Raw genomic sequence first — 13,268 nt, forward strand, 5'->3', positions numbered from 1 at the left:
GGAAGTGGCCGAGCAGGAAACCATTGCCGACATTCTGAAATCGATGGAATCGGCTGACATGAAGGCAGAGGGCGCACTGCATCCGCCAAGCGAAGCGGAAGTCGAGGCGATGCTCGATGAGGCAGGCAAGAAAGCTTTGGCCGATCTCAATGCGGCGAGCGGCGCGGCATTCGACAAGGCCTATGTCACGGCACAGCTCGATGGCCACAAAAAGCTTCTGGCAATCCAGGAAGATTACCTCAAGGTCGGTCAGAACCGTGAGCATCTCTCCGTCACCAAGCTCGCACGCGGCCAGATCAAGGAACACATCGACCACCTGACCATGCTGCAGTCCAAAGCAGGCTGAGCAGGCGAGGTATGATGGTTGATCTTGCTCCCCTTGGCATTTGCTGAAACGATCGAGGGGTGAGGTTGTCCCGTCAAACTGCTTTCGCGCGATCATGATAGAGATTGCAGAAACCCCAGGCTCGGCTTTGGTCGAGTCTGGGGCTTTTTGTTTTTTGGGGTTGGATTTGCATACCTGCCATACTTCAGATACCGCGTCCCTAGACCTCGCAGCATACGCAAGCGCTGCATTTTCAGTCTCTACCAACATTCAAGTCCGTCTCGTGCTACGTGGGGCGGACTGAAGGGGATTGGCTGGTATGACTGCTGACGAACTTGCCTCCATAATCGACGATGCTGGCTACTCGCTGCCGAATGAGTCTGCCATCTCGGATATCGAGACCCTGATAGGGTCTACGTTGCCAGAGGACTATCGCGCGTTCCTTTCACTTACACCTGGAGGCCAGGTGTATGGTCGCGTGCTCTTCTCACTCTCCGGTGAGCCCGTTGGCACGGAACGGCTGAGCAGGGTGGCAGGTGTGCGGCCGGAGCCCGATCTGTCGCTCGTTGAACGCTTCCACTCGGCAAATGACAACGATGTTCCGTTGGGGCTGTTATCGATCATGACGGATGGAGGTGGCAACGACATCGCCATATCCTTACGGCCCGATCGTTTTGGTGAGATATTCTTCCTCGACCATGAGGTCTCAGGCGGTGAGGGCAGCCCGGCCCTAGAAGAGGCTGAAAGCGACGACTGGGCCTACGCCATCAAGTTCGCATCGTCTTTCAGCGAACTGATCAACGGCTTCACTGTCGACAGATAGACGGCTACAGAGCGTATCGCATGCAGGACCGCCCTGGTTCAGCTTCGGCTGGCCGGGGCTCTTTTTTCCAGAGCCTGAGGGCTGCTGCGCGAGATGCAGCGGGCGATCACCATCAAGTAGGTTGGATACCTGCGTCCCGACCCTTGTCGCCGACCAAAAACAGGTCAGTTGTCCCTTGGTGCCGCTGCGCATCACTTGGAGACTTGCATGTCTTTACTCATCCGCTTGACGGCTGTCTTGGCGATCACGTTCGCTGTCGCCGCTTGCTCTCATACTGCCGACCCTCAGCCGCCGACGAACGGTGATGGTGTGGGTCAGAGCCAAGAAGGCTGATGTCAGCATCAGGGAACGACCCGAAGCCAATGTTCAAAGGCCTCGGCTTTCTGCTCGTTCAGGCGATCGGTGCGCTGTTGCTCTGGTTCGTGTTCGGCGAGTGATTTTCACCAGGCCTGGACGAGCCATCTGGGACGCCGCCCACAGCAACACCTGGAGCCAAGTGAACCTCGATAGCGGGTTCGCAAGCAGCCTGTGATTATGGGTTGCGCATGTCTCTCGCCGTCTGGCTGAAGGTAGAGAGGAGGATAGGATCGCTCGCAGAAGAGACGGCCGGGCCAGCGGGTGGTAAATGGTGACGGCTACCGCTCTCCAAGGAAGTCCCTTTTTGCGAATGCCAGGACGGTATCGAGCATAACGCCGCCTTCAGCGTGAGACGCGATACGACCCTCGAGGGCTGCGCGTGACAGGCTGAACGAACGCTCATCATGCTCACTACGATTGGGCATGTAGTCAAACCCCATGCTCCATTCGCCGAATGCACGGTCCGATGCGTCCCGCTCCATCATCACCATGCTGTTGCGATGGCGTGGATCGGTTTCGATCCGACTGTAAAGCTTGCGAACGGCAGCGCGCGGACCCTCGAGCACCTGCAAAAACACTTCGGATCGGTAGAGCAACATGCCGGTGATGGCGTTGACCGAGTTGTTTCGCCGCGACGTCTTGAGGATGCCCTCAATGTCATCGGCCGACATCGGATGAATGGCACCACTGACGTAGAGGAGTTGGTGAAGCATATAATCTCGCGATGAAACCGATCACCTCGATGCTGATGCAAAAGCACACGCGAGTGAAGCAATAAAACTAACTGTTCTTATCCTGCTGCTCTGAACCTTTCGTAAGCCGAGCCATTAAATGGCTGAGGGTGGGGTTCAAATGCAGTCGTTTCGATTTCAGCTGCGATGCCGCGGTGAGCTGCGGCACTCGATGACGTGCGATTGCTCCGACCACCATGAGGCATGGAAGCATGCGCTGGCGGCGTGCAGCGATATGCTCCGCGACAGCGGAGCACATTTCAAACCAGGCGATGGCTGGATGCTTGAGGTCAAGACATCAGCAGGCGAGCACTGCTGGCGGTTGGCGTTCTCGACCAGCGGCGTCGAACTGAATTAGATGAGGGCCCGGTGCCCGCCTTGGGGGTTGGTAGGGAAGGCGCTGAGTTATCCGCTGGCCACAAGCTTGCAGGGAGTAGTCAGCCCTGAGACTGGGTCAGATGCCACCTCTCTTGCCAATCCAAACAATTGATAGATGCGGCCTTGCATACGCCTTCTGTTCTGCCTGCTGGCTCGGACCGAACTCAACCTGCCACACTTGACATCCGTTGCTCCCTGCAAAGAGCAGCGCATTTAAGCCCCAGGCTCGGCTTCGGTCGGGTCCGGGCTTTTGCTGTTTGCGGCTGGGGAAGGTTCCTTCGACCCCTCGCGATACATGAAGAGCCTAGACCGCACGTCTCACAGCCAGCGTTAAGCAAACTGGCAGAATAACCGATTTGATCGGTGCCTCGACCGGCCAACTCCGATAACCCGGTGCCATGCATCGATACTTCTTCAGCAAGTTCTACAACGGCGGTTGTGTGATCGATGATGTTGGGGAGGAATGTACCTCAGATGCCGATGCTCGACGCAGAGCTGTCGAAGCGCTTCCTTCGGCGGCACTTGACGCCAGCTCGGATCTGAACGGGAAAGGCGCCTACTCCATTCATGTGACCGACGAGACTGGCCGTCTCGTGTTCATCGCCACGCTCAGCCTCTTCCCACTCGATCAAAAAACAACGAACCTGTAATGCTCAGTTCGCATGCTAGATCGCCCAGGTTCAGCTTCGCGCGCCGGGGCTTTCTCAAGTTTTGGCAGCAGGTTTTAGATCGCGGGTATCCCTACTTCGCATATATGATCATACTTGGCATGCCTACCGAGCGTTAGTTCGGTTCCGTGTTGGAACGCCGAGAACAAGCCTCGGTCGCCGCCTTGCTCTTCAGGAAACTCTGTCCGCCACAGCCTTAGAGCAACGCCCGTCCAGCGCTCCCATCTACCCCAATTTTGGGCGCCTCCGCCTTTGTTCGTTCCGACACAGGCAGGCTGATCGTACAGTGTACGCCGTTGGGCTCCATGACATAGGTTGTCCTGGCACCAAGCTGGTGGGGAAGGGCTCGTTCGATCAGCTCTCGCCCCAATCCGCCGCCTTGGGCGGGCGCGCCTTCGGGGGGCATGGCGACACCGCATTCTCGCCAGTCGACATGAAGCCAGGGCACACCACCTTCGCCCGAGATTTCAAGCTGCCAACTGATCAAGAGCCGTCCCGCTTCCTGTTTAAGCGCACCGTATTTCAAGGCATTGGTGGCAAGCTCATGCAGCGCCATGGAGAATGTCTGCACGGTGGACGAGCGCAGCATGACGTTTGCCGGCCCGTCGAGCACGACACGCTCGCTTTCCGCATCGAGCGCCATGAGCTCGGTGCGGATGAGCTCATCGAAGGTGATGCGCTCCCACGTGTTCATGCGCGAAAGGAGGCCTTGCACGCGGGCCAGCGCCAGCAACCTGTCCTTGAAGGCTGGCGTGAAATCATCCAGGCTCGTGCTGCGCCGCAAGGTCCGGTCCGCCATGGAGCGCACGATGCCCATCAGATTGCGCGTGCGGTGCTGAAGCTCGGCGACAAGCACCTGAAGCCTTTCCTCGCTTGCGCGCAGTTTCTGGTCGGCAAGCTTCTGTTCGGTGATGTCGAAGCTGACACCGTTGATGATCCACGGCTTGTCGCGATCGGCGCGACCACGCCACTGGATCCAACGGCCGGAAGTCGGGCCGCGGGTAACTCGCACCTGATCGTGAAACTGTTCGCCTGGGTTGATCTCCTTGGCTCTCACGGCGTGAAGCGAGGCAGCCCCGTCCGGGTCCATCCGATCGATGTAGACCGTGAAGGGATGCGCTTGGTCACCGAACGAAAGGCCCCACAATGCCTGGAAAGCATCATCCGCCCGGACCATTCCATCTCGGGTGTCCCACCTCCAGGCCCCCATGGCGCCCCCATCGAGTGCGATGCGATACAGTTCTTCGCTCTCGCGTAAGCGCACTTCGGCACGCTTGCGGGCGTCGATGTCCAGGTTCAGTCCGACCCACTTCTCGATATGGCCTTGCGCGTCGAGCACAGGAGCGGCCCTCACATTCGTCCAATGCCAACCACTGCCGGGCACGCGTAGCCGAAACTCGGCATTGACGGGACTGCGAGCTACGACTGCCTCTTGCCACTGCTGCTGAGCATAGGAGCGGTCTTCGGGATGGATAGCATCCAGCCAGCCGTAGCCGAGCCACTCTTCCAGAGTTTGTCCTGTAAATGCACGCCAACTCGGGCTGTCGGCGGCGACCACACCGGAGGCATCCGCTTCCCAAACCGCCTGGAGAAGACGACCCCGCGTCTCGCTTTCGCGTCGCGCGGCGTCAGCCCTCGCACTAGTTACGCTCAAGGTTTGCACCTTGAGAAGACGGTCGATCACAGGTCCAAGGATCGTGGCATAAGTGCGCAGGAAGTGCGTGTCTTCTTTGCTAAAGTTACGGGGCTCGGTCGCGTCGACTTGAAGGAGGCCATAAGCCCGACCGCCTGGCACAAAGATCGGAACGTTCGCCATGGCAACGACGCCCGCTTTCTTCATGAAGGCAGGGATATCGAACCGGTCTTCCTTCCTGATGTCTCGTGAGACGACGGGCCGGCCTGCTTGGATAGAGAAGCTCTCGGAGCTGCGCTCGTCCATCGGTATGCGGAGCTGGCCCACGGTCCCTGGCTCCCAGCCGATCCCGGCCCGCATCAGAAGCCGCTGCCCGCCCTCCTCGATCTCCAAAACCTTGGCGCGATGGATGTCGAGTGCCTCTGCCACGAGACGGCAGGCTTCGGTGAGAACCTCATCAAGGCGATCTGAGCGAAGCGCAAAGTCCCCGAAGTCGGCCAGCACCTGCTGGCGCTTCATCATCTGCAATCGATCGGGCATTCGGCCTCCTGGCACGGCGTTGCCCTTTGGCATCAGGTCATCGCACCGCTCAGCCTACTCCGGTCGGTTAGCACCTTGGGATCGCTCCTGTGTTAACAAAGGTTAGTTGCGCTCCTCGCGCAGGCGCCAAGTTCTGCGCAAATGCGATGCTGAGGGACGATTACATGTACCGCGCTATGAGATCGGTGTTGCGAGGTAGGGAACATCCTTCCGGTACTTCTTTGTCTTCAGGAATTGGAGGGGAGGCGCTCTAGCGCGTCAATCAGACTTTCTTCAGGGCCAAGCTTTCGTTCGTCCTCCGGATGCACCTACATCTTCTTCATCTGCTCGAGACAGATACCCCAACCTCTTGGGTCGCACCTTACGCGTTCAAACTTACAGTGAGATACGAAGGGTCGAACTCCGCGAGTGAGGTCAATCCAGCGAGGTTGTCGATGTGGACGCGACCGCGATACCAGCTGATATAGTTCGCCTTCTTCAGCGCGGTGAGCGAGCGGTTCACATGAACCGTGGAAAGCCCGAGCATATCGCCAAGTGCGTCCTGATTGACGGGGAAGCTGAACTCGTGGCCGTTCGTCAGATTGCGCGTCTCCAATCGGTGAAACACTTCGCAGATCAGATGTGCCGTCCGCTCAATGGCGCTGCGCCGGCCCAGTTGTGAGGTCCAGACACGCAAGCGAGCAGCGTCTGCGGCGGCGTTGAGCCAAAGAGAGCGCATGATGTTGGGGAATGTTGCAGCCGCCTGGGCCAGCATGGTCCGAGAGGCGAATGCCGCATGCCCTTTCGTCAACCCGAAAAGCGAGTGACCAGTTCCTCTTTCGTCGGAAACACTGAAGGGCTCCAGATCACCGTACAGCAGAAGGCTGGCGAACTGCCGAGCCCCTGATGCGAAGAGCTGTGCTTGGCCAGCGTAACCATCCACCACAACGCAGATCGCTGTCCGATCCTGATCGGGTCGGCTGATCTCCTCGCCCACCTCATAGGATCGGGTCCTCAAGAAAGTTGAGCGAAGAGCGCTTTCTTCCTCAAGAGTAAGCGGTCCCCACCGCCTGAGGGCAGTGACAAGCGGATTGGCTTGGTCGGGGTGATCCGCCTCCTTGAACGCCTGTCCTAGCAATCTGGTCAGAGCCACCAGTCGTTGGGGGCCCATCCCGTCGGGAAACAAGGATACGTGGTTCTCGACCCAGACAAGAGAACCATCCGGGCGGACGTAGCGCTTCCGGATCGTGAATGGCGTGCCTTCGGTCAGAAGCCGGCGCAGCTGGATCTCATTGCCGGCGCGGTCTGCATCGTGGGTTACGTCCAGAATATGCTTGCCAGCGAGCGCGGCTGGGGTCAGGCCCAAGATTTCACTGAAGCCTTGGTCAACGGATAGGAGGTGGCCGTTTTGGTCTGCAAGCGAGTGACCAAACACTGCAATATCCGACAAGCTATCCTCCTGATGGAAAAGAACACGCAGTAGGCAGAGACGCTTTCCAAGACATCGGCGATGGTAGAGCTCAGTTCTACAAACCAACATATGTTTGCATGGCCCGATCCTGCGTCATTTAAGAATGTGAAAGACCCAGGCCGTAGCTGACCGCGGCCAACACCAACACGTCATCACTTCCTTCCTGAAATGACGGAACAGCCAAGGGCACAAGGCGCTACCCAGGCGGCTCATGGAAAGCACTTGCACATGCGGTACTTCTTCCACATTCACGACGGCATTTCGAAACCAGACGAGATCGGGATGGAGTGCGCGACCGAGCGCGAGGTCTGGGCGCATGCGCTTGTCGCCTGTGGCGAGTTCCTGACCGACCATGGCGCGCTGATGGCGATCGGCAGTGGGCTACAGATGAACGTGGTCGATGAGAACGGTCGCGAACTGTGGACGCTTACCCTTCAGGCATGAGCTTGACAGCCTAGTTCGCACGGCCCTTCGGCTGGTGGCGCTCAAGAACGACTTCATACTGTGCATCGAGGATCACTTGCGTCGCCTCAATCAGAAGGGCCGCACCTTTGAGTGTTTCGGCAAGCTTCGCGTCCGCCAGGTAAGCCACCTCGCGAGCCATCTTGCGCCACTCGCGGACAATGGCGTCTGAGGCGTAAGCCGGGCGGCCTGCTTGCAGAATGCGTCGGTTGAAGTTCTCGATACAGGCTGCCGCACGCGTCAAAAGGGCGACGCGCTCGTGGACGCTAGTGTGCGCGATCTCAGAGGCAGCGAAGTTCAGGTCTGCTAGGAGACTGGCTGTGGCTTGATCCATTTGGTTGCTCTGATAGCTGCGCGCCTATGCTCTGACCATGGCTAAGGCTGCCGCTGCGTCATATTGGTTCAGCCGTGCTTGCTCGATCAGATCGACGAGGTGCCCGAACTCGCCCCAGCTCGTTTCTGTTACAGCCAGGAGGGCGCCTATGGTTGCTGTGCTCGGCCAATGGAGAGTGCCGCCGCGAGTTCGGTTGGAACGGTTCAGCGTGCATGAGTTCAGCCCAGCGTGAACGGCAAGGGCGGACGGACTGAGGTTCACTTGGACGGCAAGATCATCAATAGCCGTCCACAGCGCATAGTGCCGGACCTCCAAGCATTCCTCGCTCATCCCTTCCGCCCGCGTCGAGCCTTGCGCAAGGCCGCGTCTTCCGCCCATGGCGGGATCGGTTCGCCAGTGACATCGCGCAGCGTGGCGAGGAGAGCGTCAAATAGGCGATCAAGCGCCTGATCATGCGGGCAGTTCAGCTTGACCATGCCGCGATGCTTGCGGATCAGCCGGGACACGGTTGTCATGTCCGTCTCGAACTCGGGCAGGTTGATGATCTCGGCAGGCATGTTGTGCACGACCATGGGATACTCTCCGTGGGTATGGTCGCGAACCTAAGCGAGTCGGGATTGCCCACTCAAGGCATTTGTTCCTACTATGTTCTCATGAGCCGAGTCGCTGACACCCTGAAGCACTACCCCAGCCCTAAGGTCGAGGTGGCCTGCGCTCTGTGTGGGCGAAAGGGCCGATATGACCGGGACGACATGCTGCGCGCGGGGGGCGATCGCAGGCTCAGCGATCTGCTGGATGCCATTGCGCGGCGATGGGAGTGCGACCGGGCGACGTCGTACGAGGACTTAGAATTCTGTGGATTAGCGTTTTCGAACCTGCCTGAGGCAGTCCCACCTGCGGCAAATGCCTACGCGCTCGCGAAGGGGCTCTAATGCGGGCCGAACAGCGCCAAGCTGAGGAGCAGCGTTCCGATTGCCCCGACCGCGACCCACCACTGAGCATGTGGACTGCCGCCTTGGCCCTGCTTGCGCAGCGGTGGCACGATCCGTCTCGCGTGCTCAATGCAGACGTAAGCCTCGTTCCGGATCGAATGGTTGGCGGGGTGCTCAGGGTCGAGCTCGCTAATCTCGCGCAGTAGGGAGAGAAGGTGAGCTCGGCGCCCACGCTCTGACACCATGGTGCGGGGCAGAAGCAAGTTCAGGGCGCGTTCGACGCGATCCGGCTCAAAGTCCATGACGTGATCGACGATGGCTGTCAGGTAGGTAGCAGCGCTTCCGCGGTCGTGCATCAATCAGCGCGCCTGCGCCTTCATCGTCTCGAGCTGCTCGCGTGCCCACCACTGTGCCTGCTCAAGGGCCTGCGGATCGTTCTCGCGGATGGCATCGACAAGCTGGCGAAGTGCAAGGGTGAGATGAGCTGAGACATACTCACGCTGCGCAGGATCAGCGATGCAAGCGGCAAGCGCTCCGCAGTCGTCATCATTGGTGCGGATCGCCTCGGCATCAGCACTCGGCCGGTCGATGAAGTCTGCAATCGATGAGGCCAGCAAGCTGACCAAGGCTTGTCCGAGATCCTCTGTCACGGCACGATCACGCACCAGACGCAGCCTGAGGCGGCAATCACTGGCGTGAGCATCAGAACCCAGAACGCAGCCCAGAACCGAAGATCATCGGATATACGCGGCACGACTTCCCCCAAGCGGTACGATCCCCGCACGAAGAGCTAGCACCGGTTGCCGTTGGGGTAAGTAGCCGGGACGCAACACCAGTGATCTGGTGAGTAAGCTGGTACCCATCTACGCTCGCGGCCGTTCATCCGATCCATCTCGATGCCGGGTAGCGGCGCGTGAAGCACGGAAGCATGGGCTATAGCAATGTATTCGCAGCGTGCTTGCCCGTTGTGATCCGCATCGACACATCTGAGCCAATGTAAGCGGGCGGTCTTGTTTTGCGCGATTGGTCCCACGTCGATGACTGACAGCCTGGGCGTGGCTCGACCCTTCTCGACATAGACTTAGATTCGTTCACTTGGAGCAGTGCAGGTCTGTGGGGTGAGCGTGACGAGATGGGGCATCGCGGGTTTTGGCTGGGTGGCACAGGACTTTGTGGCACCGGCCATGTCACAGGCTGGAGACGAACTGGTCGCAGTTGCCGATCCATCGCCCATAGCGCGGCGTGTGGCAGAAGGAATGGGCTCGAACGCCTATGACGGCATCGAGGGTTTAGCTGCAGACCCATCCGTCGAGGCCGTCTATGTCGCAACCCCCAATCACTTGCATTGGCCGGTCGTGGAGGTGCTCGCGCGCAACCGCAAGGCAGTGCTTTGCGAGAAGCCCATGGCGGCAACACTTTCGGATGCCGAGAATATGGTCAGTTCGTGCCGCGCAGCAGGTGTGCTCTATGCCACAGCCTTCGATCAGCGCCATCATCCGATCCACCGGGAGATGAGCAAACTGATCGCGGAAGGTCTGATTGGAACCGTGACAGCCGTTCGTATTGCTTACGCCTGCTGGTTGGGAGCCGACTGGGGACAAGGCGAGAACTGGCGTGTCGATGCGAGCCGAGCAGGAGGTGGGGCTGTGATGGATCTGGCGCCGCATGGCCTCGATCTGATCGATGCATTGCTCGGTGAGCCTCTCGTCCAAGCCTATGCGCTTCTGCAGAGGCGAGTGCACGATTATGCCGTCGATGATGGCGGCATGATCGTGGGACAAACACGCTCAGGCGTGCTTGCGAGCATCCACAACAGCTACAACTGTCCCGAAGGCTTGCCCCGTAGGAGGCTCGAAGTGTTGGGAGCGAAAGGCCAACTGACAGCTATCAACTCGATGGGGCAGGAGGCCGGCGGCAGCTTGGTTCACACGGATGGAACGTCTGGCCTCGAAACACCAATCATGGTGCCAAGCATTGATCGCTCACCGTTCAGTCAGATGATCGAAACCTTCTCGGCCGCACTGCGGTCTGGCGACCATCGAGCCTTCGATCCGGAGCGCGATCTCCGCACCATGCGGCTTCTGGATAGTCTCTACCGCCGAACCAGCTGACTGCGGTCAGAGCAAGTCCACGAGAGGCACTGGGGCTGCGTGTGGACGCGTAGACAGCATTCCATCGATGAGGGCGAGCGCTTCGCGCCGCCCAGCATTGGTGACTTGCTCGAAGGGCGTCCAGGTTTGTCTGAAGTCGAGGGGTGCGAACACATCGCGATAACGCCGCAACTCATTGGGCGTCATCGGCACGCCACGGACGAAAGCTTTATGCGTCGAGATCGTGCGCGCATGTCGAGGGTTGTCTGCCGCCAGTTCGAACTTGAGCGCGTCGCCGCAGAACAGAATCTTCCGCGTCCGATCAAACAGAACGGCATGGCCGTCGAAGTGTCCGCCCGTCCAGTGAAGTTCCAGTCCTGGCAGCGGCTCAAGGAAGTCGTCGAACGGCCACGTGACGCAGAAGGCTGTACTCCAGGCCAAATCACCCGGATGCAGGGCGAGTTCAGGATCGAACCGGTCCTGGATCTGCCACAGCGCACCATAGGAATGCGGATGAGACGCTGACAGCACCTGAACGCCGCCGAGGCTGTGGATATGGTCGAGAGCGGCGCGGCTGTAGACTGCGCAGCTTTCAAAAATCATGTTACCCACTTTCGTCTGGATCAGATAGCTGTGAGAACCGATCCCGTTCACCGGCTCATTGCGAAAGCGCCAGATACCCTCTTCGGGCTCGTCCCAATGGCAAGGAAAAAGTTGTTCTGCCTCTTGCTGGGAGCGAAAGCTCCAACCCTTCTGCGGCACCACATGACGCGCGTCCAAGCATAGCGGGCAGCTTGGAGGCTCTGCGAAGTGACGCTGCCAGAAACCGCAATTGTCGCAGAAAAAGACGGGAAGCTCCAAGGCTCCAGCAAAAGGCAGGTAGCCGGGACTCATACTCGCGATAACTCTTTCAGCAGCACGACTGCTGCCCTACTGCGGCAAGGAAAGAACGTTCGTGATATCGGCATCGGCTTGCTTGAGCGCATCGGCTGGCTTTGCTTTTCCGAGCCAAGCAGCCTCGATGTAAGAGCGCAGGATGCGATCGACTTCGGCTGTCTGCGCGATGTTGGGGTCGGTCAGCGCGCGGCCGCTTTGTAATGCATCGACATAAGGTTTGGTGAAGGCGTCCCCCAGTTCGGCCTGGCTTGCTGCAATGTCTGCCTTGTTGGCGGTTAGCCCACCGAGCGTGACCACCATGTCGCCGACGCAGGAGCGCCCGCCATCGGCCTTGGGCGCGTTAAGCCAGCGGATCAGCTTCCAGGCTTCGTCCTTGTGCGGGCTATTGGCGTCAACGGCCTGGAAGAAACTATACTGGTAGGTCTTCCAGTCCGGGCCAGCTGGGATGGGTGCCACGCCGACAGTGGCGTCGAACTGGTCCCCCAAGCCATCGCGGAGCGTCTGCTCGAACCAGTTGGCCATGATCTGCATGCCGTTGCGGCCCGAAGGAAAATCCTTGACCACATTGGATGGGCTCGTCGATCCTTGTGAGAAGAGTTCGACTTGGCCTTGCAAGATCTCCGCTGCTGCCGGTTCTGCGAGATTGGTAGAAAGCCCGTCCTCCTTGATGAGCGGGAGCCCGCGCGAGAACATCAGCGCACGAAACGGATGGGTGGCGTTACCCGGCGAGGGACCAAAGGCATAGCCAGCCGTGACTACCTTCCCATTGCCGTCACGTTCGGCGATCTTTGCGGCATCCGCGACCACTTCGGCCCAGGTCGAAGGTGGCTGGGTAATGCCCGCCTTGGCAAAAAGCTTCTTGTTATAGAGCAGCATGTAAAGGCTGACCTCGGCCGGCACGCCATAGATCTGACCATCGATCTTGGCGCCTTCCACTGTGCTTGCTTCATAGCTGTCGTTGATGAATTGCAGGATGTCGTCCGGAGGCGTCGCAAGCACGCCGCTGTCGACCAGCCTGCGGCTCCATTCGGAATAAACATTGGTGATATCGGGGCTGGTGTTGGCTATGCGCGAGGTGAGCGTCGCCTGCAGGAAATCTTCGAAGCCGATCTGCTGATAGCGGATGGCGACACCGGGATTGGCCGTCTCATACTGTCGAAAACAGGCTTCGAGCGGAGCCATCTGGGCTGTCGTGTAGTGCGCGGCCCATGTCAGTGTGACGGGCTCCTGCGCTCCCACGCTCGATGCCACCAAGGCGAACCCACCCGCCAATGACGCGCAGATAATCTGTCTCATGCCCGCTCCTCCCAGCCGATTGCTGGGATATGGATTCCAGCAGTCAAACGTCGAGGACGAGCGCGTCAGCCAAAGATCACTTCAGCACGAAGACGACGCGAGGCGCTCTGATCACTGCGATGCGCAAAGCTTCGTTTGGGGTCGGATGCGGTTTGGCAGCTTTCGATCGGTTGTGCCCAAAACCAGACAGTCCGCTTCCGGCCCAGGTCTTGCCGTTCCGCTCTGCGCCTCATCTCAGTCATTCCGATTACCCCATGAGCTCCTCGAAAGCTGTCACTGCTGTCAGGCCGAAAGAGAGTTCTCAATGGGGTGGGAAGCGGAACGTCTGCAATTGTCCGGGTTGGGACCTTAG

General features: G+C 59.3%; 15 protein-coding genes. 6 read left to right on the forward strand and 9 right to left on the reverse strand.

Annotation, left to right across the window (positions count from 1 at the left end; translation table 11 throughout):
- Positions 1–4: 4 nt before the first annotated feature.
- Together NGM99_RS18210 and NGM99_RS18215 are read left to right on the forward strand one after the other, a co-directional pair.
- A complete protein-coding gene (locus NGM99_RS18210) occupies positions 5–346 on the forward strand; it encodes a DUF4142 domain-containing protein (RefSeq protein WP_252822027.1) in 342 nt (113 codons plus the stop codon).
- Between the two features lie 298 nt (positions 347–644).
- A complete protein-coding gene (locus NGM99_RS18215) occupies positions 645–1,148 on the forward strand; it encodes an SMI1/KNR4 family protein (protein ID WP_252821585.1) in 504 nt (167 codons plus the stop codon).
- A gap of 635 nt (positions 1,149–1,783) precedes the next feature.
- Here NGM99_RS18215 and NGM99_RS18220 read toward each other — a convergent pair.
- Complete coding sequence (locus tag NGM99_RS18220; protein ID WP_252821586.1) at positions 1,784–2,218, reverse strand: BLUF domain-containing protein; 435 nt, start codon at positions 2,216–2,218, stop codon at positions 1,784–1,786.
- Between the two features lie 139 nt (positions 2,219–2,357).
- Here NGM99_RS18220 and NGM99_RS21950 point away from each other — a divergent pair, with 139 nt between their 5' ends.
- Together NGM99_RS21950 and NGM99_RS18225 are read left to right on the forward strand one after the other, a co-directional pair.
- On the forward strand, positions 2,358–2,594 hold the full coding sequence (locus NGM99_RS21950) for a DUF6894 family protein (RefSeq protein WP_435371455.1): 237 nt from the start codon (positions 2,358–2,360) through the stop codon (positions 2,592–2,594).
- A gap of 418 nt (positions 2,595–3,012) precedes the next feature.
- Entirely contained in the window at positions 3,013–3,264 is a 252-nt protein-coding gene (locus NGM99_RS18225) for a DUF6894 family protein (protein WP_252821588.1), read from the forward strand.
- Positions 3,265–3,478: 214 nt separating this feature from the next.
- Here NGM99_RS18225 and NGM99_RS18230 read toward each other — a convergent pair whose 3' ends face one another.
- Positions 3,479–5,455 (reverse strand): HWE histidine kinase domain-containing protein, encoded by a 1,977-nt coding sequence (locus tag NGM99_RS18230; RefSeq protein WP_252821590.1) that lies wholly within the window; start codon positions 5,453–5,455, stop codon positions 3,479–3,481.
- 361 nt (positions 5,456–5,816) lie between these two features.
- Positions 5,817–6,884, reverse strand: a complete 1,068-nt coding sequence (locus NGM99_RS18235) for a helix-turn-helix domain-containing protein (RefSeq protein ID WP_252821592.1) — start codon at positions 6,882–6,884, stop codon at positions 5,817–5,819.
- A gap of 249 nt (positions 6,885–7,133) precedes the next feature.
- On the opposite strand from NGM99_RS18235, the gene NGM99_RS18240 reads away from it, so the two are divergent.
- Complete coding sequence (locus tag NGM99_RS18240; RefSeq protein WP_435371458.1) at positions 7,134–7,349, forward strand: DUF6894 family protein; 216 nt, start codon at positions 7,134–7,136, stop codon at positions 7,347–7,349.
- A 10-nt stretch (positions 7,350–7,359) separates the two neighbouring features.
- On the opposite strand, the gene NGM99_RS18245 is transcribed toward NGM99_RS18240, so the two are convergent.
- The 4 genes from NGM99_RS18245 to NGM99_RS18260 all read right to left on the reverse strand — a co-directional run bounded on the left by NGM99_RS18245 (position 7,360) and on the right by NGM99_RS18260 (position 9,298).
- The gene (locus NGM99_RS18245) at positions 7,360–7,701 is read right to left on the reverse strand and encodes a hypothetical protein (RefSeq protein WP_252821596.1); all 342 of its coding nucleotides are present in this window, start codon (positions 7,699–7,701) and stop codon (positions 7,360–7,362) included.
- Between the two features lie 326 nt (positions 7,702–8,027).
- A complete protein-coding gene (locus NGM99_RS18250) occupies positions 8,028–8,273 on the reverse strand; it encodes a hypothetical protein (protein WP_252821598.1) in 246 nt (81 codons plus the stop codon).
- A 356-nt stretch (positions 8,274–8,629) separates the two neighbouring features.
- Complete coding sequence (locus tag NGM99_RS18255; protein WP_252821600.1) at positions 8,630–8,992, reverse strand: hypothetical protein; 363 nt, start codon at positions 8,990–8,992, stop codon at positions 8,630–8,632.
- Positions 8,993–9,298, reverse strand: a complete 306-nt coding sequence (locus NGM99_RS18260; protein ID WP_252821602.1) for a hypothetical protein — start codon at positions 9,296–9,298, stop codon at positions 8,993–8,995.
- A gap of 453 nt (positions 9,299–9,751) precedes the next feature.
- On the opposite strand from NGM99_RS18260, the gene NGM99_RS18265 reads away from it, so the two are divergent.
- Entirely contained in the window at positions 9,752–10,744 is a 993-nt protein-coding gene (locus NGM99_RS18265) for a Gfo/Idh/MocA family protein (protein WP_252821605.1), read from the forward strand.
- Positions 10,745–10,750: 6 nt separating this feature from the next.
- Here the strand turns inward: NGM99_RS18265 and NGM99_RS18270 are convergent, their stop codons facing one another.
- Entirely contained in the window at positions 10,751–11,617 is an 867-nt protein-coding gene (locus NGM99_RS18270; RefSeq protein WP_252821607.1) for an MBL fold metallo-hydrolase, read from the reverse strand.
- Between the two features lie 36 nt (positions 11,618–11,653).
- Positions 11,654–12,916 carry an extracellular solute-binding protein gene (locus NGM99_RS18275; RefSeq protein WP_252821609.1) on the reverse strand — a complete coding sequence of 421 codons (1,263 nt, stop codon included), beginning with the start codon at positions 12,914–12,916 and terminating at the stop codon, positions 11,654–11,656.
- Between the last annotated feature and the right edge of the window lie 352 nt (positions 12,917–13,268).

The organism is Mesorhizobium liriopis (assembly GCF_024053505.1).
In the GTDB taxonomy this organism is placed as follows: domain Bacteria; phylum Pseudomonadota; class Alphaproteobacteria; order Rhizobiales; family Rhizobiaceae; genus Mesorhizobium_B; species Mesorhizobium_B liriopis.

Excerpts from the sequence above, each read along its gene's own strand:
- NGM99_RS18275 (WP_252821609.1), bottom strand. The coding sequence starts at position 12,916 with ATGAGACAGATTATCTGCGCGTCATTGGCGGGTGGGTTCGCCTTGGTG.
- NGM99_RS18215 (WP_252821585.1), top strand. The coding sequence starts at position 645 with ATGACTGCTGACGAACTTGCCTCCATAATCGACGATGCTGGCTACTCG.
- NGM99_RS18240 (WP_435371458.1), top strand. The coding sequence starts at position 7,134 with ATGCGGTACTTCTTCCACATTCACGACGGCATTTCGAAACCAGACGAG.
- NGM99_RS18230 (WP_252821590.1), bottom strand. The coding sequence starts at position 5,455 with ATGCCCGATCGATTGCAGATGATGAAGCGCCAGCAGGTGCTGGCCGAC.
- NGM99_RS18220 (WP_252821586.1), bottom strand. The coding sequence starts at position 2,218 with ATGCTTCACCAACTCCTCTACGTCAGTGGTGCCATTCATCCGATGTCG.
- NGM99_RS18270 (WP_252821607.1), bottom strand. The coding sequence starts at position 11,617 with ATGAGTCCCGGCTACCTGCCTTTTGCTGGAGCCTTGGAGCTTCCCGTC.
- NGM99_RS18225 (WP_252821588.1), top strand. The coding sequence starts at position 3,013 with ATGCATCGATACTTCTTCAGCAAGTTCTACAACGGCGGTTGTGTGATC.
- NGM99_RS18250 (WP_252821598.1), bottom strand. The coding sequence starts at position 8,273 with ATGGTCGTGCACAACATGCCTGCCGAGATCATCAACCTGCCCGAGTTC.
- NGM99_RS18245 (WP_252821596.1), bottom strand. The coding sequence starts at position 7,701 with ATGGATCAAGCCACAGCCAGTCTCCTAGCAGACCTGAACTTCGCTGCC.
- NGM99_RS21950 (WP_435371455.1), top strand. The coding sequence starts at position 2,358 with ATGCAGTCGTTTCGATTTCAGCTGCGATGCCGCGGTGAGCTGCGGCAC.